Here is a 21,573-nt window from a genome sequence, read left to right on the forward strand (position 1 = left end):
CTCTCTCTCAGGCCTTCGACGACTTGTGAGCGGTGACCCACGCCCCTTCCCTCCCCGAATGGTGACCGGAGCCGGCCCGCGCAGGCTTTCCAAAGGCGCGGCTTTCGCCTAGATCGCGCCCCATGGACAAGACATTGCATATCGTCGGCGGCGGCATGGCCGGGAGCGAGGCCGCCTGGCAGGCGGCGAACATGGGCGTCGACGTGGTGATCCACGAGATGCGGCCGAAGGTCGGCACCTTCGCGCACCAGACCGGCAACCTGGCCGAGATGGTCTGCTCGAATTCCTTCCGCTCGGACGACGACGAACAGAACGCCGTGGGGCTCCTCCACTGGGAGATGCGGGCGGCGAACGGTCTGATCATGGGCGCGGCCGACAGGCACCGCCTGCCCGCCGGCGGCGCGCTGGCCGTCGACCGCGATCCCTTCTCCGAACACGTGACCGAGGTGCTGCGCGCCCATCCCCGCATCCGCGTCGAAGAGGGCGAGGTGAGCGCCCTGCCCGACGACGGCCACTGGATCTTCGCGACCGGGCCGCTGACCTCGACCGCCCTCGGCCAGGCGATCCAGGCCGAGACCGGGGCCGAGCGGCTGGCCTTCTTCGACGCCATCGCGCCGATCGTCTATGCCGAAAGCATCGACATGGACGTCGTCTGGGCCCAGAGCCGCTATGACAAGGGCGAGACGGAGGCCGAGCAGAAGGCCTACCTCAACTGCCCGATGACCAAGGATCAGTACGAGGCCTTCATCGACGCGCTGCTCGCCGCCGAGAAGACCGAGTTCCACGAGGGCGAAACCGCCGGGTATTTCGACGGCTGCCTGCCGATCGAGGTCATGGCCGAACGTGGCCGCGAGACGCTGCGCCACGGGCCGATGAAACCCGTGGGGCTGACCAATGCCCACAAGCCCGACGAGAAACCCTACGCGGTGGTCCAGCTGCGGCGGGACAATGCGCTCGGGACGCTGTTCAACATCGTCGGCTTCCAGACCAAGATGAAATACGGCGCCCAGACGGAGGTCTTCCGGATGATCCCGGGGCTCGAGAACGCGAGCTTCGCGCGGCTCGGCGGGATCCACCGGAACACCTTCCTCAACTCGCCCACCCTGCTCGACGACCGGATGCGCCTGCGCTCGCGGCCACACGTCCGCTTCGCCGGGCAGGTCACCGGGGTCGAGGGCTACGTGGAAAGCGCCGCCATGGGCCTTGTCGCGGGCCGGTTCGCCGCGGCCGAGATCCTCGGCCAGCCGCTGGCGCCGGTGCCGCAGGACACCGCCATGGGCGCGCTCATCCATCACATCACCGGCGGGGCCGAGGCCAAGACCTTCCAGCCGATGAACGTGAACTTCGGCCTCTTCCGCCCGCTCGAGGACGTGCGCGGCGGGCGCCGGGGCCGGAAGGACCGCTACAAGGGCTACACGGACCGCGCCAAGGAGGCCTGGCAGGGCTGGCTCGCGGGGCAGGATACGGCGGCGCTTGCCTGAGGGCGGGAGCGACCCCATATCTTGGGTTCGACAGACCCCGAGGACCCGAAAGATGCTCTACCTGCTTGCCCTGCTCCTGCCCCCGCTGGCGATCTTCCTCGCCGGACGGCCGATCCTGGGCATCGTGATCTTCTTCATCTGGCTGCCCGCCATCCTTCTGTCCGGGGGGCTGGGGCACCCGATCTTCATCCTTCTCGCGTGGCTGGTGATCCACGAGCGCCAGACCCGCTGGCTCTCGCGCCGGGACTGAGGACGACGCAGGCGGCCGGGGCAAGCAAGGTTCGGGCCCGGCCGTTCTCTCCGCACCCGGTTGGCAGTCGCGGTCACAGCGTGGCTCTCCGCATCGGCGAAATGTCATCGAGCGCGCCCATCATCTGACCGGCGATTCCGCTGACCGGGCGTCGGGCATCGGCCGCCGCCTCGCGCCGAGACACCGCAACTGGACCCCCCGCGCGGCCCGCGCTACCATTCCACCATGCAGGACGATTTCCTCGACAAGGTCTACGACCTCGAGACCCCCGACGCCTTGCGGCGGCATTACGATGCCTGGGCCGCGCGCTACGACGCGGACCTCGAAGCGCAGGGCTATGCCACCCCGGGCCGCTGCGCCGCCGCGCTGAAGGCGGCGGGGCTGTCGCGCGATGCGGCGATCCTCGACATGGGCTGCGGCACGGGCCTGTCGGGCCGGGCGCTGCGGGCCGAAGGCTTCACCACGATCGACGGTGCCGACGTCTCGGCGGGGATGCTGGAGGTGGCCGCCGGGACCGGCGCCTACCGGCAGCTCGTCAACACCGCCGAAACCGGGCTTCCGACCGGGCCCTATGCCGCCGTGACCGCCATCGGCGTGATCGGCGCGGGCGCTGCCCCGGCGGCGCTCTTCGACGATTGCCTCGCGGCGCTCTCCCGCGGCGGGCTCTTCTGCTTCTCGTTCAACGACCACACGCTCGAGATGCCGGAATACACCGCCCGGCGCGACATCGCGCTGGCCTCGGGCCGGGTCTCGCTCGTCTCGGAGGACACCGGCGTGCACATCCGCGGGCTGGGATCGACCTCCAAGGTCTACGTGCTGAAACGCAATTGAGCTTCCGCACCCGCTTCGCCCCCTCGCCCACCGGGCCGCTGCACCTGGGCCACGCCTATTCGGCCCTGACCGCGCATGACATGGCGCGGGCGGCGGGCGGGCAGTTCTTCCTGCGCCTCGACGATATCGACCAGAGCCGCGCCCGGCCGGAATGGGCCCGCCTGATCGAGGACGATCTGGCCTGGCTGGGCATTGCCTGGGACGCGCCTGTGCACCGTCAGTCCGAGCATCTCGACCGCTATCGCGCCGCCCTCGACCGGCTGGCGGCCCGCGGGCTGACCTATCCCTGTTCCTGCACCCGGCGCGACATCGAGGCCGCCGCCTCCGCCCCGCAGGAAGGCGTGCCCCTGTTCGGGCCCGACGGGCGCATCTACCCCGGGACCTGCCGGGGCCGGAAGATGTCGGAGGCCCGGCCCACGGACGCCATCCGCCTCGACCTCACCCGCTGCCCCGAGATGGCGCTGGACTTCACCGAGACCGGGCCCGCCCACGCCGGACGGCATGTGGTGACCCGCGACGGGCTGCTCACGCATGTCGGAGACCCGGTGCTGGCGCGGCCGAACATGGCCGCCTCCTATCACCTGTCGATCGTGATCGACGACGCGGACCAGCGGATCACCCATGTCATCCGGGGCGAGGACCTGTTCGAGGCGACCCGGCTCCAGCGGGCGCTCCAGCATCTGCTGGATCTGCCGACGCCGCTCTACCATCACCATGCGCTGATCCGCGACGAGGCGGGCAAGCGGCTGGCCAAGCGCGACGACGCCCGCGCCATCGCCCGCTACCGCGACGAGGGCGCCACCCCGCAGGACATCCGCGCGATGATCGGCCTGGCGCCCGCGGCCTAGACCATCGGCTTCAGGATCTCGCGCTCCCCGCCCGGCGTGACGGAGGTGTAGAAGCAGCTGCGCCGGTTGGTGTGGCAGGCCGGCCCCTCCTGGCGGACCAGCACGAGAATGCAGTCCCGGTCGCAATCCACCCGCATCTCGACAAGGCTCTGCAGGTGGCCCGAGCTCTCGCCCTTGCGCCAGAGCGCCTTGCGCGACCGCGACCAGTAGGTGACGTGTCCGGTCTCCAGCGTCTCGGCCACCGAGGCGGCGTTCATCCATGCCATCATGAGCACCTCGCCCGAGGCCTCGTCCTGGGCGATGGCGGGGATCAGGCCGGCTGAATCGTAGGTGAGCGAAGCGGGATCGAAGGCCATTGCGGAAAACCCTTTTGCATCGGCGGCGGGAGCCCCTATCTATGCAGACGAGACCCGAAAGGAAATCCCATGTCCGGCGAGAGCGACCTCATCAAGCTCTATTCCACCCGCATCCTCGGCCTCGCCGCGGACATTCCGCGGCAGGATCGGCTGGCCGATCCCGACGCGACGGTGAAGCGCCGCGCACCGCTCTGCGGCTCGACCGTGACCGTGGACCTGCGGGTCGAGGACGGCAGGATCGCCGATTACGGCCAGGAGGTGCGCGCCTGCGCGCTCGGCCAGGCCGCCGCCAGCATCGTCGGCGCCAATATCGTCGGCTGCACCCGGGAAGAGGTGCACGCCGCCCGCGACGCGCTGAAGGCCATGCTGAAGGAGGACGGGCCCACCCCGCCCGCGCCCTTCGCCGATCTCGAGGTGCTGCGCCCGGCGCAGGAGTACAGGAACCGCCACGCCTCGATCCTGCTGTCGCTGGAAGCGACGGCCGAGGCGATGGACAGCCTGCGCCAGAGCGACTGCGCTTAACCTCCCGTTCGGACCTCTCGGGCTATACCCCGCGCCACGTCACAGGTGCGAGGCGCGATGAAACAGGACCCGGCCCCCAGGGCGGACACTCCGGCAGGCGGACGGCCCGACCGGCTCGCCAAATCCGCCGTCTCGCTCGGGCGGGAGGTCGTGGATATCGCGGCTTTCCTCGAACGGCTGGACGAGGACGGGCAGGCGCAGCTCGACGCGCTCGCCGCGCTGACCGAGAATTCGGATCACCTGGTCCAGATCAACGCGGGCGTGTCGGAATCGCTCAAGGCGCTGGCGACGATCGTGCAGGACGCGCTCGGCGCGCTCGACACCTCGGTCGAGAACATGCAGGCCTCCGGGCGCGTCGGCGATCGTCTGAACGTGCAGGCCCGCGACATGACCGCCCGGTCGGAAGAGGTGCGGCCGGTGCTCGACGCGGTGCGCGTGAACAACGACCAGATCCTGACCATCGCCGCGCAGGTGAACATGCTGGCGATCAACGCCAAGATCGAAGCCGCCCGGGCGGGGGATGCCGGGCGCGGCTTCTCGGTCGTCGCGGATGCGATCAACGAATTGTCGACCCGGACCGGCGCCGCCGCGCAGGACGTCACCCGCAATGTCGCCAACCTCGCCGACTGGCTCGAACGGATGCAGGGCGCGATCACCGCGCTCGACGCGACGCTCGCCGAACTCGATGCCCGCGCCACGACCTCGGCCGACCTGCTCCGCGCCGCCTGGACCCGGATCAGCGGCGCCGGCGACCAGGCCCGGCAGGTTCGCGAGGACGCGGGCGCGGCGCAGGAGAAGCTGAAGGACTTCCCGCCCCTCCTGACACGGATGGGCGATCTCGTCTCCTCCGGCGCCCGGGGGGTGGCCGACGCCCATCACCGCCTCGGCCGGCTGGTCGACATGTCCGAAACCCTGGTCCAGGACAGCGTGGCGCTCGGCGGCGAGACCGAGGACAGCCGCTTCATCGCAGAGGTGCAGGCGCGCGCCGCCGCCGTCTCGCAGGCCTTCGAGGCGGGGGTGGAGGCCGGGCGCATCTCGATGTCCGACCTCTTCGACAGGGCCTATCAGCCGGTGCGCGGCAGCAACCCGCCCCAGCACATGACCCGCTTCACCCGCTTCACCGATGCGGTGCTGCCCGCGATCCAGGAGCCCGCGCTCGACTTCGACCGCCGCGTCGTCTTCTGCGCCGCCGTGGACCGGCGCGGCTACCTGCCGACGCACAACCGCAGGTTTTCGGGCAGACCGCGGCGGGATCCGGTCTGGAACGCCGCGCATTGCCGCAACCGCCGGATCTTCGACGACCGGGTCGGGCTGAAGGCGGGCGGCAATACCGAACCCTTCCTCCTCCAGATCTATCGCCGGGACATGGGCGGCGGGAACTTCGCCATCATGAAGGACCTTTCGGCGCCGATCTTCGTGAAGGGCCGGCACTGGGGCGGGCTGCGCCTGGCCTACCGCTTCTGAGACCCCGTGGCCACAACCCCGGCCACCGCGCCCCGCCCGGTGGCTGAAAACGCCCCCTGCGCCCTTGTGCGTCCCGGCGTCCCGGTGATGATGCGCGCAGGAGGACAGGGCAGATGAACAATCCCGACCGCATCCCCGTCATCGTCGGCGTGGGCCAGATCAACGACCGCCGCGAGGAGGACCGCGCCGCGGGCCTCGACAGCCTCGCACTGATGGAGGCCGCGCTCCGCCGGGCCGAGGCCGATGCCGGGGGCGCGTGGCTCTCCGCGCTCGACACGCTCTCCACGGTCGACCAGATCTCCTTCCCCGACCTCACGGGCATCGCCCCGGCCCTCGCCGACCGGCTCGGCGCCAGCCCCGCGGTGGCCGAGACCACCAAGATGCCGCATGGCGACAGCCCGATCCGCCTGCTGAACCGCGCCGCGAACCGGATCGCCGCCGGAGAGGCCACGATCTGCGCCATCGTCGGGGCCGAGGCGCTGCGCACCGCCGCCGCCCGCGCCGCGGCCGAGGGCAAGCGCCCCGGCGACATTCTGCGCGGCTCGCCCAAGCGGAGGGTGAACCCCTATCGCCGCGCCTTCGGGCTGGTCGCGCCGACGGACATGTACCCGCTCTACGAAAACGCCTGCCGGCATGCCTGGGGCCAGGACCTCGCCGCCGGCCAGGCCGAGACCGGCCGCCTCTGGGAGGGGCTGTCGCGCACCGCCGCCGAAACCGCGGGGGCCTGGATCCGCGATCCCGCCACCGCCGAAGAGATCACCACACCCTCGCCCGCGAACCGCCCCGTCGCGCATCCCTATCTCAAGCTCATGGTGGCCAATGCCTCCGTCAACCAGGGCGCGGGCTTCCTCGTCACCTCGCTGGCCGAGGCGCGCCGCCGCGGCATCCCCGAGGCGCGGCTCGTCCATGTCGGCGCCGGCGCGGCCGCGCAGGAACCCTACGAGATCCTCGACCGCCCCGGTTTCACCGCCTCCCCCTCGATGGAAACGGTGCTCGCCCGCACGCTCGACTTCAACGGGATGACCGCGGCGGACCTTGCGCTCGTCGAGCTCTATTCCTGCTTCCCGGTCGTCCCCAAGCTCGCCCGCCGGAGCCTCGGCTGGCCCGAGGATCGCCCGGTCAGCACCTTCGGCGGCCTGACCTTCGGCGGTGCGCCGGTGGCGAATTACATGTCCCACGCGGTCGTCGCCATGACCCGCGCGCTGCGCGGCACCGCTGACCGGGGGCTTCTCTATGCCAATGGCGGCATCGTCACGACGAACCACGCGATCGTCATTTCCGGCGCGCCGCTCGACACCGCCCTGCCGCGCGACCCCGACGTGCAGGCCGAGGCGGACGCGAAACGCGCCCCGGCCCCCGCGCTCGACGAGGATCACGAGGGCCCGGTCACCGTGGAAAGCTGGACCGTCCTCTACGACCGGCAGGCCCGTCCGTCCCGTGGCATCGTCGTCGCCCGCACGCCCGCGGGCGCCCGCACCCTGGCCGAGGTCCCGGCCGAGGACGCGGCGCTCATCGCCACGCTCACCGACGGCGCCCTCGATCCGGTCGGGCTCGCGGGCCGGATCACGGCCGCAGACGGCACCCGCCGCTTCACGCGCTGATCCCGCCTTCCTCTGGTCCGCGTATCCTCGGGGGGCGCCTGCGCCCGCGCAGGCGATCGGGGGGCAGACAGCCCCCCGGCGCGCGGACCGGGCTCGATGCCCGGGCCGCGCGCGCCCGTGGCGACGGGCCCCGCCCGGCGCAACGCTTCGGCGCGACGGTCAGTCGAGGCCGGGCCAGCCCAGCCGGGAGAACCCCGCCGCCTCTTCCGCCGCGAGGATCGCCGCCAGCTGTCCCGCCAGGCCCGGCGCGCGGGCCGGGAACACCCCGTCGAGCGCCGCGGTCCCGATCGTGAACCCCCAGGCCCCCGCCGAACAGAGCGCCGCGATCTGCGCGGGCTTCACGACCGATCCCGCCACCACCACCGGCTTTCCGACAGCCCCCGCGACGCGGGCGATCAGCGCCTCGACCTCGCCCGTATAGCGCCAGGCCAGCAGATCCAGCCCGTCGACCCCGTCGAGCCCCGCCAGCTCCACCGCCGAGGCGACGATCGCCTCGGCCGGACCATGCAGCACGGAGGGGATCCCCGCGACCCGGCCCGGGAAGGGCATGTAGCGCAACCCCGAGCCCGCCACGATCGGCGCCACCTCGCGCCCCCGCGTGCCGCCCAGCAGGACATCCACCCCGATCCGAAGCGCCGCCCGGGCCGAGGCGATCTCGCTCTCGCGGTCCTCCGATACGACCTCGAGATAGCAGGTCCCGCCCGCTCCGGCGATCCGGTCCCGCAGCGCCGTCAGCCGCGCCTCGGGCAGGCCCACGTCCTTGAAGCCGATGTGGCGCACCCCCGCCTCGAGCGCGACGTCGAGATGGGCCTCGGCCTCCTCGACGGTGCGGTCGTTGCGGGTGAGCATGAAGATGAAGGGCATCAGCCGGCCCCCGCCCCCGCGCCCTGCCGCGACGCCACCAGCCTGCGCGCCATCGCAAGCGCCGTCTCCATGCTCTCGGCCGAGGCGATGCCCTTTCCCGCGATGTCGAAGGCCGTGCCGTGATCCGGCGAGGTCCGCACGAAGGGCAGCCCGAGGGTCACGTTCACCCCCTTCTCGAGCCCGAGGTATTTCACCGGGATCAGGCCCTGGTCGTGATATTGCGCCACCACCACGTCGAACCGGCCCGCGCGGGCCTGCATGAAGACCGTGTCGCCCGGCCAGGGGCCCGAAGCGTCGATCCCCTCGTCCCGGGCCGCGGCGATCGCGGGGGCGATGATCTCGATCTCCTCCCGGCCGAACAGACCGCCCTCGCCCGCATGGGGGTTCAGCCCCGCCACCGCGACCCGGGGCCGCGCGATGCCGAAGGCGCGCGCGCCCTCGTCGGCCAGCCGGATCGCCGACATCTGCGCGGCGAAATCCGCCTGCGCGATCGCATCGCGAAGGGCGGTGTGGATCGTCACCAGCACCACGCGCAGCTCGTCATTGGCCAGCATCATCGCCACCCGCCCGGCGCCGCCGTGATGGGCCAGCATCTCGGTATGACCCGGGAAGGGCACGCCCGCGGCCGCGAGCGCCTCCTTGTGGATCGGCGCCGTGACGATCCCCGAGACCGCGCCCTCTCGCGCCAGCCGGATCGCGGTGAGGATCGCCTCCGCCGCCGCCTGGCCAGCGCCGGCATCCACCCGGCCATAGGCGGGCGCCTCCATCCCCCCGCAGACCGGCAGCAGGCGAAGATGCGCCGCGCTCCGGGCAGGTTCCGAGACCTCGGCCACCTCCTGCACCGGCGTCCCGGGGGCGATCAGCGCCACGGCCCGGTCGAGCGCCGACCGGGGGCCGACCATGACGACATCGGGCGCACCGAGCGCTGCCCGCACCGCGATCTCGGGGCCGATGCCCGCGGGGTCTCCGAGCGTGACGGCCAAGGGGTTCGACATGGTGCATTCCTTGCTGGTGATCGCCCCGAGCCTAGCCAACCCCGGCAAGGGTGGAAAGCGAGCGTGTAGAGATTTCCCGATCGGAAAACCCCGGAAAGGTTCCCGTCCTCGCAAAAAATTTATGCGCACCATTACGCGGAACCATCCGCCCCGACCTGACGTTCGACCGACATACAGGCAGCCACCGCGTTGCCCTGACACGAGGAGACCTTGAAGATGAAACATCTGCTGCTGACGACGGCTCTCGTCACCGCGACCGCGGCTGGCGTGCATGCCCAGTCGACCGACACCAACACCAACACCGCTGCCTCCGGCACGATGAGCAGCGAAATGTTCCGCGCCGAAAGCACCCCGGACGAACTGCGCGCTTCCGACTTCCTCGGCATGCGCGTCTACGCCTCTGCCGAAGGCGCCTCCGAGGACGTCTACGAGGGCGCCCAGGAAGGCTGGGAAGACATTGGCGAGATCAACGACGTCATCCTGAACCGCGACGGCGAAGTGCAGGCGGTTCTGGTCGACATCGGCGGCTTCCTCGGCATCGGCGAACGCCAGGTGGCCGTGGACATGGATGCGCTCGAATTCGTGTCCGACAGCTCCACCGCCGAGAACGACGGCGACTTCTTCCTGGTTCTGACGGCCGACCGCGCGACGCTCGAAGGCGCCCCGGCCTACGGTGCCGCCGCTGACGGCGCGATGACCGACCAGCATGTCGCCGCCGAAGCCGAAGCGGAAACCGAAGAGGCCACCCAGGCGGCCGAAGCGGAAGCCGAAGAGGCCGGCGAAGAGATGGAGCAGACGGCCGAGAACGTCGAGGCAGAGGCCGAAGAGGCCGGCGCCGAGATGGAGCAGACCGCCGAGAACGTCGAGGCAGAGGCCGAAGAGGCCGGCGCCGAGATGGAGCAGACGGCCGAGAACGTCGAAGCCGAGGCCGAAGAGGCCGGCGAGGAGATCGAGCAGAGCGCCGAGAACGCCGCCGAGGAGACCGAGCAAGAGGTCGAACTGGCAGCTGACGCCACTGCAGACGCCGCAGCCGAAGCCGGTGAAGAGGTCGAACAGGCCGCGGACGAAGCCGGTGAGGAAATCGAGGAAGTCGGCAACGAAGTTGCTCTGACCGACTCCACCGCGCCTGAAGCCGATGCCGAAGCCACCGCGTCCGCTGACGCCAATGCCGAGATGGACACCACCGCCGGCACCTCTGCTTTCGGCGCCGACTTCGCCCGTGAAGGCTACTCGGACGCAGGTATGGAATACCTGACGACCGAAAACCTGACCGGCGCCCGGGTCTACGACACCAACGACAAGTGGGTCGGCGAGATCTCGGAACTGGTGATCGACGATGAAGGCAAGATCACCGACGCGATCGTCGACGTCGGCGGCTTCCTCGGGATCGGCGAAAAGCCGGTGGCCCTTCAGCTTTCGGACCTGAAGATCCTGCGTCAGGATGAAGGTGACGAAGTGATGGTCTACACCGCCATGGCCGAAGACGAACTGAAGTCCATGCCGGAGTTCGAGAAGGAGTAATTCTCCTCGGATAGGACCTCTCCTGGTCCACATCAGGCCCGCCGGATCTCCGGCGGGCCTTTTGTCATGGATGCGGAACCGCCCCATGGCAGCCCGCGTTCACCATGGGAAACCAGGGATCCGAACCCACCATGAACGCTTTATCATCCGAACTGACGGATGCGCCCGCCGCGTCCGCCCCCCTCGCCGATGCGATCTGCGTTATCGTCAACCCGGGCAGCGGGCGGCGGGCGGGTCAGCTGTCGCTGGAGGAAATGGAAGAGCGGATCACCGCCCTTCCCCGCCGGACCGAGATCCGCCACGCAACCGACGGCGCCGATATCGGCAGACTGGCCCGCACTGCGCTCGAGGAAGGCTACGGCACCATCGTGGCCGCCGGCGGCGACGGCACGATCTGCGCCGTCGCGGCCGAGATCGCGGGCAAGGACGTGAAGATGGGCGTGATCCCGATGGGCACGTTCAACTTCTTCGCGCGCGGGCTCGGCATTCCGGAAGAGGTCGACCCCGCGGTCGCCCTCCTGGACAGCGGGACACCGCGCGGCGTGACCGTCGGCGAGGTGAACGGCGAGATCTTTCTCAACAACGCGAGCCTCGGCGCCTATCCCGCGATCCTCGACCAGCGCGAAGGCATCTACAAACGCTGGGGCCGGTCCCGGATCGCGGCCTACTGGTCGGTGCTGACCGCGCTGGCCAGCTTCAAGCGCCCCCTCCGGATGCAGATCACCGTGGACGGGACGCGCTACCGGCGCCGCTCCGCGCTCGCCTTCGTGGCGATGAGCGCCTACCAGCTCGAGGAATACGAGCTCGACGGCGCGGAGGCGGTCCGTGACGGGCAATTCGCGCTCTTCATGGCGCCCGACGTCGGCCGCTTCGGCCTGATCATCCAGGCGATGCGGCTGGCAGGGCGGCAGATGCGCCCGGGCCGCGACGTGGAGCTCATCACCGGGCGCGACATCCTGATCGAGACCAACCATTCGAAACGCCTGCTGGCACGCGACGGAGAGAAGGAACGGATGAACGATCCCTTCCACTTCATCGCCCGGCCGGATGCGCTTCACGTGCTGGCCCCGCCACAGACGGAGGACACCGTCCACGCATGACCCGACTGATCCACCTGTCCGACCTTCACTTCGGGCGCGACCGGCCGGAACTGCTCGTTCCCCTGATCAATGCCGTGAACGCCGCCAAGCCCGACCTCGTCGCGATCTCGGGCGACCTGACCCAGCGTGCGCGCGAGAGCCAGTTCAGCGCGGCGCGCGCCTTCATCGACCGGATCGAGGCGCCCGTCCTGTCCGTGCCGGGCAACCACGACATCCCCATTCACCGGCCCTTCACGCGCTTCTTCCGCCCGTTTCATTACTACAAGCGCCGGATCGACCGGAACCTGACGCCGACGGCCGAGCTCGGCGGGATGACGGTGATCGGGCTGAACACCGTGGACCGCTACCGCTGGCAGCGCGGCCGGATCCGCTCGCGCCAGGTGCGGCGCGCCTGCGGCATCGCGGGCAAGGCGCCCGCGGACAATTTCGTCATCCTCGTCGCGCACCATCCGTTCGAACATGCGCCCGGCAGCACCGACAAGCGGCTGATGCGCGGCGCGGACAAGGCCCTGAAGAAGCTCGCCAAATGCGGAGTGGACGCGATCCTGTCGGGCCATCTGCACGTCTGGCGGACCGAGCCCTTCCTGACGCGCCCCTTCGGCGCCGGCATCCTGCAGGTCCACGCGGGCACGGGGCTGTCCACCCGGCAGCGCGGCGAGCCCAACGATTTCGCCTGCATCGACCGCGAGGGGGACGTGCTGCGCGTCGCCCGCTGGATCGCGGACGAGGACGCGGTCTTCCACGAGAGCACGATCCGTCACTTCGGCCGGACAGAGGCGGGCTGGCGCACCGTCGATGGCCAGGGCCCGGTGCCCGCCGGCATGGGACCGGCGGCGGAGGCGCCCGTCGGCCAGCAGGCGAACGCGTGATGGAACGCCCTGTCAGGTCAGATGCGGCGGCTCCAGGCCATCACCATCGCGGCTGCCGCATCGGCGAGGTGCCGGCGTCCCTGCATCTGGAGCCGGGCCGAGGCCGAGCCGATCCGTTCGAGGTCCCCGGCAAGCGTCCCGGCATGCGCCCGCACCTGTTCGGCGGCATCGTCGGCGATCTCGAACTGGGAGCCGAGGATGTAGCGCCCGCCCCTGCCGACCGGATGCAGGAACAGCAGGTTGGTGAAGGGCGATCCGTCCTGGCGGACGTTCCGCAGGATGACCTGACACTCTGCGCGACTGGCGATCGCAGCGCGGATTTCCTCGCGCGCATGGCGGTTGTCCTGCCGCGCCCCGGCCTGGAGGAACCGGCAGTTGTTGCCCTCCACATCGCTCGCCCGATAGCCGGTCAGCGCCTCGAAGCGGTGGTTGGCGAAGAGCAGCGGGCAATCCGGCTGTTCCGGGTCCGCGAGGCTGAGCGCCACGCCGGAGCGGTCGAACACGGCGCGAATTCGTTCAAGATTGGGATCGTCGGTCATTGCACATCCTATCGTCCTTGGACCACATTAGCGCCGGCGCGGCTGCGGGCAAATCCAGGACCCGCCATTGACGGGGGCAGATGCAGGACCGCATGAAGGACGAGCAGGACACCACGACCGAAACGGAGCACGCTGGCACGGGGACGCCCGTGATTCTCGGCGTGGGCGCCTCGGCCGGCGGGCTTGAGGCGTTCCAGACCCTTCTCGGATCGCTTCGGAACAACGACGATTTCGCGCTCGTGCTGGTCCAGCACCTCGATCCGGAACACGAGAGCATGCTGCCCGAGCTGCTGTCGCGCCGCACCACCATGCCGGTGAAGGCGATCAAGGACGGCATGAAGATCGAACCGGGCAACATCTACCTGATCCCGCCGGCCTATGCGCTCGACATACGGGGCGACGTGCTGCACCTGTCGGAGTTCGACAGCCCCCGCGGCCTGCGCCGACCCATCGACCGCTTCCTCGAGTCGCTGGCCAGCGCGCAGGGGCCGAACGCGGCCGCCGTCATCCTGTCGGGCACCGGCTCGGACGGGGCGCAGGGCGTGCGCGCGATCAAGCAGGGCGGCGGGCTCGTCTTCGTGCAGGAACCCCAGGACGCCAAGTACGACGGCATGCCCCGCGCCGCGCTGTCGACCGGGGCGGTGGACATGTCGCTGCCCGCCTCCGACATCATCTCGGTCCTGCGCGACTTCCACACGCGGGTCACCGGGATCACCCCCGCCATAGAAAGCGACGCCGAGTTCATCGAGAAGGTCGCGCGCACCCTGCGCTTCCGGACGGGGCACGATTTCCAGGGCTACAAGACCGGCACGCTCCTGCGGCGCATCTCGCTGCGGATGTCGGTGCTGGGGCTCGAACGGCCCTCGGACTACCTGCGCAAGCTGATCCAGGACGAGAGCGAGGCCGACAGGCTCTTCCGCGACCTGCTGATCAATGTGACCTCGTTCTTCCGCGACCGCGCCAGCTTCGAAATGCTGCGCAAGAAGGTCCTGCCCGACCTGCTCGACGGCAAGGGCCAGGGCGACGAGGTGCGGATCTGGATCCCCGGCTGCTCCTCCGGGCAGGAGGCCTACACCCTCGCGATGATCTTCGCCGAGGAGATGAGCCGCCTCGACTGCCACGCCCGCCTCGCCGTCTTCGGCACCGACATCGACGAGGAGGCGCTGGCCGAGGCGCGCGCCGGCACCTATCCCAACACCATCGCGACCGAGGTCCCGGACGAGCTGCTCGACCGCTGGTTCGTCGCGCGGCGGGATGGCTACGAGGTGCGGCGCGAGTTGCGCGACATGGTCCGCTTCTCGTCGCAGAACCTGCTGAAGGATCCGCCGTTCTCGCGCATCGACCTCGTCACCTGCCGTAACGTGCTGATCTATTTCGACAACAAGCTGCAGGACACCGCGCTCAAGGTCTTCCATTACGCACTGCGCCCGGGCGGCTGGCTGATGCTGGGCTCGTCCGAATCCGCGCGGACCGAAGGCGATCCGTTCCTCGAGGTTTCGAGCGAGCATCGGATCTATCAGCGCGACAAGGCGCCTGCCCGCCCCCTGGACCTGCCCCGCCAACGGCTCCAGACCCTGCCGCCGAGCCCGCCCGGCAACGAGCGCCCGCGCGAGCGCGAGGGCGCGACCGACATTCCCGACGCCGCCCTCGACGCGCTGCTCGAACGGCACGTGCCGCCCTACCTCATCCTCGGTCCGGACGATTCCATCACCGTCGTCGGACGCGGGGCGGACCGGTTCCTCAAGCTGCCCGAGGGCCGCACCACGCTCGGCGCCGGCGCCATCGTGGTGCCCGCCCTGCGCCAGGCGCTGAAGCGGGTGCTCACGGGCCTGTCGCTCGGCGACCACAGCTATCGGCGCATCAACGTCACCGACCTTGGCGAGGGGCTGCCCGAGACGATGACGCTGGGCGCCGCGATCCTCCGGGACGGCACGCGTCTGGTCACCTTCGAGACGGCGGAATCCTCCGTCGACACCTCGAACCTCGAGAGCGACACCCAGATCGTCATCGACGACGATTACGTCGCACAACTCGAATCCGAGCTCGACAGCGCCCGGCAGACGGTGCGGACGACGGTCGAGGAGCTGGAGACATCGAACGAGGAGCTGAAAAGCTCCAACGAAGAGATGATGTCGATGAACGAGGAGCTCCAGTCCGCGAACGAGGAGCTCTCGACCACGAACGAGGAATTGCAGACCAAGCTCTCGGAACTGGCGCGGGCCAATTCGGACCTCGCCAATTTCATGGAATCGACGCAGATCGCGACCGTCTTCCTCGATTCGGAGCTGAAGCTCAGGAACTTCACCCCGGAGGCGGTCGGCTGGTTCCGCTTCGTCGAACAGGACCGCGGCCGCGACATCCGCGACATCGGCACCCGGCTCGACATGGAGCAGCTGGCGGAGGGGTGCAAATCCGTCATCCGCTCCGGCATGCCGCTCGAGATCGCGCTCAGCACCATGGATGGAAATGCCGACGTGATGGTCCGCATCGCCCCCTACCTGACCGAGGCGCGGGACGCGGGCGGCGTGGTCTTCTCGATCTTCGACGTCACCGAGCTGTCGCGCTATGCCCAGGCCGCCGAGAAGGCCACCGCGCAGGCAGAGGCGCGGATGGAAGAGCTGGAGCAGTTCTACCGCGTCTCGCCGACCGCCATGGGCGTCGTCGATCACGAATACCGCTACATCCGCGCCAACCCGCAGCTGGCCGCGATCAACGGCGTGTCGCCCGAAGACCATATCGGCCGCCTGATGACCGAGATCGTGCCCGACGTCGCCGATTCCAAGATCAACGCCGCCCGCCAGGTGTTCGAGACCGGGCAGCCCCTGATCGGACGGATCGTGCGCGGCACCAGCGGCGGCGAGGCGCATTTCTGGCGGATGGACTTCTACCCCCTCACCGTGCCGAACGGGCCCGAGGGCGACGTCCGCGCCGTCGGTTTCAACGTGACCGACATCACCGAGATCATGAACCTGCAGGCCGACCTGCGCCGGATCATGCGCGAGCTGCAGCACCGGGTGAAGAACATGCTCTCGAACGTGATCGCGCTGGTGAACCGGGCCCGGCGCGAGGACGGCGATCCGAAGGTGACGCTCGACACCCTGGCGCAGCGCATCCGGGCGCTCGCCAACACCCACAACCTGCTGACCGCCGAGAACTGGACCTCGGCCGCCCTGCGCGACGTGGTGGCGATGGAGCTCAGCGACATCTACGGCGAGGACCGTGTGACGATGAAGGGCCCGCCGGTCCGGCTCAACGCGCGCGCGACGCTCGCCGTCGGCATGGCGGTGCACGAACTGGCCACCAACGCGGCCAAATACGGCGCCTTCTCGAAGGAGGAAGGCCATGTCCAGCTGCGCTGGAGCCGGATCGACGAGGGCGACGGCGAGACCTTCGTGCTGCGCTGGCAGGAGAGCGGCGGACCCAGGGTGAGCCCTCCCGAGGGCGGCGGCTTCGGAACCGTGCTGATGCGGTCGATGGTCGAAGGCACCCTCGGCGGAACCATCAAGACCGACTGGAACCCGGAGGGCCTTGAACTCGTTATCGAATTACCATGGGCAACGGCGACGGAAGTGGATTACGACAGTGACGTGGACCCCCTCAGGCAAGCGGATCCTGTACCTTGAGGACGAGGCGATCATCGCCCTCGATACGACGGATACGCTCCGCGACATGGGGTTCGGCACGATCGACCTCTGTCACTCTCTCGAAATGGCCGAAGCCGCGCTGAGCAGCGCGGCCCCGGACCTCGCCCTGCTCGACGTGAACCTCAGCCACGGCCGCACGTCGCTCGACCTGGGTCGGCGGCTGCGCGAGGCCGGAGTCCCCGTGGTCTTCGCCACCGGATATTCCGCCGACAGCCTCCCGCTCGACGAGACGGCCGTTGTCGTGGAGAAGCCGCTCACCCCCGCGTCGCTCGAACGTGCGCTGCACCAGGCCGCCGATTCCGCCGGCAGCCGGGCGCCTGACGCGTGACCGCTTTGCCACAACGATCTGACGCGGCGTGACGCGAGGGAACTTGTCGAGCCCCGCCGGTGTTGGGCCGTAAAAGAGACACCGAGGCTAGGCATGAACCGGAACACCAGGGCTCTCATCGCACTGATACACGAACTCGACCGGAACCTGTCCTGCTGCGACAGCGTCGTCGCTGGCACGCATTGGCAGCTGGTCGAGGACATTGCCGCCCGCCGCGCACGCGCCGTGGCGACCCTGCGCGCCGTGCTGCGCTGGTACGGCGAATGCGTGCCCACCCGGCGCGCCCGGCCCGATCGCGCGCGTGCGACCGTCGGGGATCTCGTCGCCGCCGATCGCGACCTCGCCCGCGCCTACGAACATGCCAGGACCGTCGCCGATGACGATGCGCCCGAGGCCCGCCTGCTGGCCGAGCAATTCCAGACCATGCTGGAAGACCGCGCCGAACTGATCCGGCAGGTGTCGCCCTTTCCAGCCTCCCGCGAACACCGGCACCCCCGCGCGCTCCACGCCTGACCGCAGGGGCCTGTCGCCCCCTCTTCATCCGGGATAAACCCACTTCCGCCATCATGCCGCCATGGGCGCCGTCCGTAATGACGGCAGCCGGATGAAGCGGAGTGCATGAATGACAGGAAACGAGGACTCGGACGCCGCAATGGCGTCGCAACGGCACCGCCGGCTGTTCGAGCTGCTCACCCAGGCCGAACGGCAGCGCAGACGGGCGACCGTCCCGCCGGCGTCTCCGCCTCCGCACCCGCAGAGCCTCGACGATGTCTCCCGGATGGCCCTTCTATCGCTCGGTTGCGCGCCCGAGCCACACCCGCGCCGCCTTTTCGGGCCGCGCTGAACCGCTCACCCCCGGAACCCGGTCGCGACGACGAACTTCTCGGAACTGTCCGACCGGGACGACGGCGGCTTCATGTTCGCGACCTTCGTGAACTTCTGCTTCAGCAGCTTCTGCAGCTCGCCCTCCGCGCCGCCGGCCAGCACCTTCGCGACGAATGTCCCGTTTTCGGCCAGCACATCGAAGGCCAGGTAGGCCGCCGCCTCGCAGAGCGCGATGATCCGCAGGTGGTCCGTCTGCTTGTGCCCCGAGGAGGCCGCCGCCATGTCGCTCATCACGACATCGGCCTGGCCGCCCAGCCAGTCCTTCACCTTCTCGTCCGCATCGTCCTCCATGAAGTCGAGCTGGTGGATCTCGGCGCCCGGGATCGGGTCGACGGCCTGCAGGTCCACCCCGATGATCCGCCCCACGGCCTTGCCGCTCTTCTCGCCGAGCGCGTTGATCCGCGGCACGGCCACCTGGATCCAGCCCCCCGGCGCACAGCCGAGGTCCACCACCCGCGCCCCCGGCACGAGGAAGCGGAACTTGTCGTCGAGCTCCATGATCTTGAACGCCGCACGCCCGCGATAGCCCTCGGCCTTCGCGCGCTGCACGTAGGGATCGTTGAGCTGCCGCTGCAGCCAGCGGGTCGAGGACAGCTTCCGCCCCCGCGCCGTCTTCACCTTCACCGTCAGATCCCGCTGACCGCGCCCCGACGTGTTCTTTCCCGTAGGCTTCTTCGCCACGCCAGACCCTTTCTCCGGACCACCAGCTTCATCTTTCCGGAAATACTCCGGGGGAGTCGGGCCAGGGGCCCGACGGGGGCAGCGCCCCCGCCCTTCGGTATTCACGTGAGCGGCCCCATATCAGAAGGGACCGTCCTCCAGAACCCCGTCCGCGCTCATCTGCGCGTAAAGCAGCCCCTCGCGCAGCCCGCGGTCCGCGACCGACAGACGGTCGGTCGGCCAGCACCGCAGGAGCGCCTGCAGGATCGCCGCCCCGGACATGATCAGCGCCTGCCGGTCCTGCCCGATCCGCGGATCCTTCCGCCGCCCCTCGGGGCCGAGTTCGAGATACTGCCGGATCACCTTGTCGATCTGGTCCGAGGTCATCCTGAGCCCGTCCACCTTGGTCCGGTCGTAGCGCTTCAGCCCGAGGTGCGAGGCCGCCACGGTCGTCACGGTCCCCGAGGTGCCGACGATCTGGAACCCCTCCCGCGTCTGCTCGTCCTTGTAGGGGGCGAATTCGGCGAGGCTCTCCTCGAAGAACCACGACATCAGCGCGAAACGGGCCGAATCGTCCTCCACGTCGCGGAACTGGTCGCGCAGCGTCGCGACGCCCAGCGGGACCGAGATCCAGTCGACCACCTTGGCCGCCGGGAACGGGCTCTCCTGCGGGTGGAAGCCCGCGTGCAGACGCATGATCGCGCGCGGCCGCTCGAGATGCGGAACCGAGGAGAGATCGATCCACACGAGCTCGGTCGATCCGCCGCCGATGTCGACCACCAGCAGCTGCTCGGTCCGGGTGGAGACGAGCGGCGCGCAGGACACGACGGCGAGCCGCGCCTCCTCCTCCGGCTGGATGATGTCGAGCCGCAGGCCGGTCTCCTGCCGCACCTCGCTCAGGAACTGCTTGCCGTTGGTCGCGCGGCGGCAGGCCTCGGTCGCCACCAGGCGCATCCGGCGCACGCCGTGGCGTTCCAGCTTCTGACGGCAGACCCGGATCGCCTGCAACGCGCGCGCCATCGAGCTGCGGCCCAGCCGGCCGGAGCGTTCCAGCCCGGATCCGAGCTGGACGGATTTCGAGAAACTGTCCACCACATGGAACTGGCTGCCCTTCGGCTGGGCAATCAGCATGCGGCAGGCATTCGTGCCGAGATCCAGCGCAGCGTAGAGCTCCGACGGGTCTGGCGGTTTAAGTGCGGCGCTTTCGACCGGTTTCGGGAATGCGCCCGCACCTTCGGGACGCTTGGGCGCCATAGCACGCCCTCCATTTCGAGTTGCCTCCGAAGGTAGCGAGGCCGGGTCCGATAGGCAAGGTTCGTCCCGGCCTCCCCCGCCGCACATTGACTGTGGGCCGGGTTTGCGCCCGCGGGCATTGCCTCTGGAGCCATCGCACGAAGCTGTGAACCGGTGCGGCCCCCGGCCCCTGCCCGCACGATTCGCCTCCGCGCCGCCCGCGGGCCGGGCGGAGGTCGCTCTTTCGACGCACGATGTCGAAAACGGCACCGGCGCGCGTCATATTCCGGAGTAGAAGCGCGACAGAGACCGGAGGAAGACCCGACATGCCCGACATCACGATCGTCTACTGGCGGGACATTCCGGCGCAGGTGATCGTGGGCAAGGGACGCCGGGGCGCGAAGGTGCAGCTATCCGAGCGCTTCGAACAGGCCATCGACCGCGCCGCGATGAAGTCGGGCGCGGCCGGGACCGACGCCTACCTTGCCGAATGGCGCAAGGTGGCGGCGGGCACGGCCGACGGCGCACCGGAGGAGGTCGCCGGTTCCGAGGCCGCCCGGATCGAGGCGGAATACGATGCGGACCGGATCAGGACGTTGATCGGGAACGACGGATGGGCTTGAATGCCCGTATGCTGAGGGAGGCTCTGATGGCACTTTTGAACTTCAAACGCCGCGAAACGGCCGCCCCGGCCAACGGGCAGCTCGAGGGGTTCATGTCCGGCTATTCGATCGAGGTGATGCCGCGCACCGCCGAGAAGGTCGAGGATTTCCGCGACCTCCTGCCGAAGGGCACCCGGGTCTACATCGCCCATATCGACGGGACCGAGATCGGGGACATGGTCGCCACCGCGAAGCGCATCGCCGGCGAAGGTTTCGAGGTGATGCCGCACTTCCCGGCCCGCTCGATCGCCGACAAGACGACGCTGGCCGACTGGATCGCCCGCTACCAGGGCGAGGCCGGGATCGACCAGGCGCTGCTTCTCGGCGGCGGCATCCCGCAGCCCCGCGGCGACTTCCATTCCTCCATGCAGCTGATCGAGACCGGGCTCTTCGACCAGGCGGGGTTCAAGCGCCTGCACGTCGCGGGCCACCCCGAGGGCAACCGCGACATCGACCCCGACGGCGGCGACGCCATGGTGATGGAGGCGCTGCGCTGGAAGCAGGACTTCACCACCCGCACCGACGCGAAGGTGGCCATGGCCACGCAATTCGCCTTCGAGGCCGCGCCCATCATCGCATGGGCCGACCGGCTCAAGGCGGCGGGGATCGAGATCCCGATCCATGTCGGCATCGCCGGTCCCGCGAAGCTCCAGACGCTCATCAAGTTCGCCATTGCCTGCGGCGTCGGCCCCTCGCTGAAGGTGCTCCAGAAGCGCGCGATGGACGTGACGAAGCTGGTGCTCCCCTACACCCCCGCCGATGTGCTCGCCGACCTCGCAGCCCACAAGGCCGCGCATCCGGACAGCCTGATCGAGCAGGTCCACGTCTTCCCGCTGGGCGGCATCAAGTCCGCGGCCCAGTGGATCACCGAGAACGCGGGCACCGCGGGCCTGCCCGCCGCACAGGCCGCGCGGGGCTGA

General features: G+C 69.7%; 21 protein-coding genes. 15 read left to right on the forward strand and 6 right to left on the reverse strand.

Annotated elements, in window-relative coordinates:
- Positions 1–122: 122 nt before the first annotated feature.
- From trmFO to gluQRS, 4 genes are all read left to right on the forward strand, one after another.
- Entirely contained in the window at positions 123–1,481 is a 1,359-nt protein-coding gene (trmFO, locus tag Q344_RS0106210) for a methylenetetrahydrofolate--tRNA-(uracil(54)-C(5))-methyltransferase (FADH(2)-oxidizing) TrmFO (RefSeq protein ID WP_028285938.1), read from the forward strand.
- Positions 1,482–1,533: 52 nt separating this feature from the next.
- Positions 1,534–1,731 (forward strand): hypothetical protein, encoded by a 198-nt coding sequence (locus tag Q344_RS0106215; protein WP_028285939.1) that lies wholly within the window; start codon positions 1,534–1,536, stop codon positions 1,729–1,731.
- Positions 1,732–1,956: 225 nt separating this feature from the next.
- Entirely contained in the window at positions 1,957–2,562 is a 606-nt protein-coding gene (locus Q344_RS0106220; protein ID WP_028285940.1) for a class I SAM-dependent DNA methyltransferase, read from the forward strand.
- Positions 2,559–3,410 (forward strand): tRNA glutamyl-Q(34) synthetase GluQRS, encoded by an 852-nt coding sequence (gene gluQRS, locus Q344_RS0106225; RefSeq protein WP_028285941.1) that lies wholly within the window; start codon positions 2,559–2,561, stop codon positions 3,408–3,410. The genes Q344_RS0106220 and gluQRS overlap by 4 nt, the downstream gene beginning before the upstream one ends.
- Here gluQRS and hisI read toward each other — a convergent pair.
- Positions 3,407–3,766, reverse strand: a complete 360-nt coding sequence (gene hisI / locus Q344_RS0106230; protein ID WP_028285942.1) for a phosphoribosyl-AMP cyclohydrolase — start codon at positions 3,764–3,766, stop codon at positions 3,407–3,409. The genes gluQRS and hisI overlap by 4 nt on opposite strands.
- Before the next feature lie 69 nt (positions 3,767–3,835).
- Between hisI and Q344_RS0106235 the strand changes: the two genes are divergently transcribed.
- The 3 genes from Q344_RS0106235 (at position 3,836) to Q344_RS23195 (ending at position 7,353) form a co-directional block, all read left to right on the forward strand.
- Positions 3,836–4,288: an iron-sulfur cluster assembly scaffold protein gene (locus Q344_RS0106235; RefSeq protein ID WP_028285943.1), complete on the forward strand. Its 453-nt coding sequence runs from the start codon at positions 3,836–3,838 to the stop codon at positions 4,286–4,288.
- Between the two features lie 57 nt (positions 4,289–4,345).
- Positions 4,346–5,752 (forward strand): methyl-accepting chemotaxis protein, encoded by a 1,407-nt coding sequence (locus Q344_RS0106240; protein ID WP_028285944.1) that lies wholly within the window; start codon positions 4,346–4,348, stop codon positions 5,750–5,752.
- Positions 5,753–5,865: 113 nt separating this feature from the next.
- The gene (locus Q344_RS23195) at positions 5,866–7,353 is read left to right on the forward strand and encodes an acetyl-CoA acetyltransferase (protein WP_036538384.1); all 1,488 of its coding nucleotides are present in this window, start codon (positions 5,866–5,868) and stop codon (positions 7,351–7,353) included.
- Positions 7,354–7,512: 159 nt separating this feature from the next.
- Here the strand turns inward: Q344_RS23195 and Q344_RS23200 are convergent, their stop codons facing one another.
- On the reverse strand, positions 7,513–8,217 hold the full coding sequence (locus Q344_RS23200; RefSeq protein ID WP_051630309.1) for a nitronate monooxygenase family protein: 705 nt from the start codon (positions 8,215–8,217) through the stop codon (positions 7,513–7,515).
- Complete coding sequence (pdxA, locus tag Q344_RS0106255; RefSeq protein WP_036538385.1) at positions 8,217–9,212, reverse strand: 4-hydroxythreonine-4-phosphate dehydrogenase PdxA; 996 nt, start codon at positions 9,210–9,212, stop codon at positions 8,217–8,219. Before pdxA ends, Q344_RS23200 begins: the two co-directional genes overlap by 1 nt.
- Before the next feature lie 216 nt (positions 9,213–9,428).
- Between pdxA and Q344_RS25005 the strand changes: the two genes are divergently transcribed.
- From Q344_RS25005 to Q344_RS23220, 3 genes are all read left to right on the forward strand, one after another.
- The gene (locus Q344_RS25005) at positions 9,429–10,733 is read left to right on the forward strand and encodes a PRC-barrel domain-containing protein (RefSeq protein ID WP_051630311.1); all 1,305 of its coding nucleotides are present in this window, start codon (positions 9,429–9,431) and stop codon (positions 10,731–10,733) included.
- A 131-nt stretch (positions 10,734–10,864) separates the two neighbouring features.
- Positions 10,865–11,833: a diacylglycerol/lipid kinase family protein gene (locus Q344_RS0106265; RefSeq protein WP_169739180.1), complete on the forward strand. Its 969-nt coding sequence runs from the start codon at positions 10,865–10,867 to the stop codon at positions 11,831–11,833.
- Positions 11,830–12,702, forward strand: coding sequence for a metallophosphoesterase family protein (locus tag Q344_RS23220; protein WP_051630315.1), 873 nt, complete (start codon positions 11,830–11,832; stop codon positions 12,700–12,702). The genes Q344_RS0106265 and Q344_RS23220 overlap by 4 nt, the downstream gene beginning before the upstream one ends.
- Before the next feature lie 17 nt (positions 12,703–12,719).
- Here Q344_RS23220 and Q344_RS0106275 read toward each other — a convergent pair whose 3' ends face one another.
- Positions 12,720–13,241 carry a PAS domain-containing protein gene (locus Q344_RS0106275; RefSeq protein ID WP_036538387.1) on the reverse strand — a complete coding sequence of 174 codons (522 nt, stop codon included), beginning with the start codon at positions 13,239–13,241 and terminating at the stop codon, positions 12,720–12,722.
- Positions 13,242–13,333: 92 nt separating this feature from the next.
- Between Q344_RS0106275 and Q344_RS23225 the strand changes: the two genes are divergently transcribed.
- From Q344_RS23225 to Q344_RS0106290, 3 genes are all read left to right on the forward strand, one after another.
- Positions 13,334–16,864 (forward strand): CheR family methyltransferase, encoded by a 3,531-nt coding sequence (locus Q344_RS23225; protein WP_051630523.1) that lies wholly within the window; start codon positions 13,334–13,336, stop codon positions 16,862–16,864.
- Entirely contained in the window at positions 16,824–17,213 is a 390-nt protein-coding gene (locus tag Q344_RS0106285; RefSeq protein WP_036538388.1) for a response regulator, read from the forward strand. The genes Q344_RS23225 and Q344_RS0106285 overlap by 41 nt, the downstream gene beginning before the upstream one ends.
- 93 nt (positions 17,214–17,306) lie before the next feature.
- The gene (locus Q344_RS0106290; protein ID WP_028285949.1) at positions 17,307–17,726 is read left to right on the forward strand and encodes a hypothetical protein; all 420 of its coding nucleotides are present in this window, start codon (positions 17,307–17,309) and stop codon (positions 17,724–17,726) included.
- 336 nt (positions 17,727–18,062) lie between these two features.
- On the opposite strand, the gene Q344_RS0106295 is transcribed toward Q344_RS0106290, so the two are convergent.
- On the reverse strand, positions 18,063–18,779 hold the full coding sequence (locus Q344_RS0106295; protein WP_028285950.1) for an RlmE family RNA methyltransferase: 717 nt from the start codon (positions 18,777–18,779) through the stop codon (positions 18,063–18,065).
- 120 nt (positions 18,780–18,899) lie between these two features.
- A complete protein-coding gene (locus tag Q344_RS0106300) occupies positions 18,900–20,012 on the reverse strand; it encodes a Ppx/GppA phosphatase family protein (protein WP_028285951.1) in 1,113 nt (370 codons plus the stop codon).
- Positions 20,013–20,317: 305 nt separating this feature from the next.
- Here Q344_RS0106300 and Q344_RS0106305 point away from each other — a divergent pair, with 305 nt between their 5' ends.
- Positions 20,318–20,614, forward strand: coding sequence for a virulence factor (locus Q344_RS0106305; RefSeq protein WP_028285952.1), 297 nt, complete (start codon positions 20,318–20,320; stop codon positions 20,612–20,614).
- 26 nt (positions 20,615–20,640) lie between these two features.
- A complete protein-coding gene (locus tag Q344_RS0106310) occupies positions 20,641–21,573 on the forward strand; it encodes a methylenetetrahydrofolate reductase (protein WP_036538391.1) in 933 nt (310 codons plus the stop codon).

It is taken from the genome of Pseudooceanicola nanhaiensis DSM 18065 (assembly GCF_000688295.1).
GTDB classification, from domain to species: Bacteria; Pseudomonadota; Alphaproteobacteria; order Rhodobacterales; family Rhodobacteraceae; genus Pseudooceanicola; species Pseudooceanicola nanhaiensis.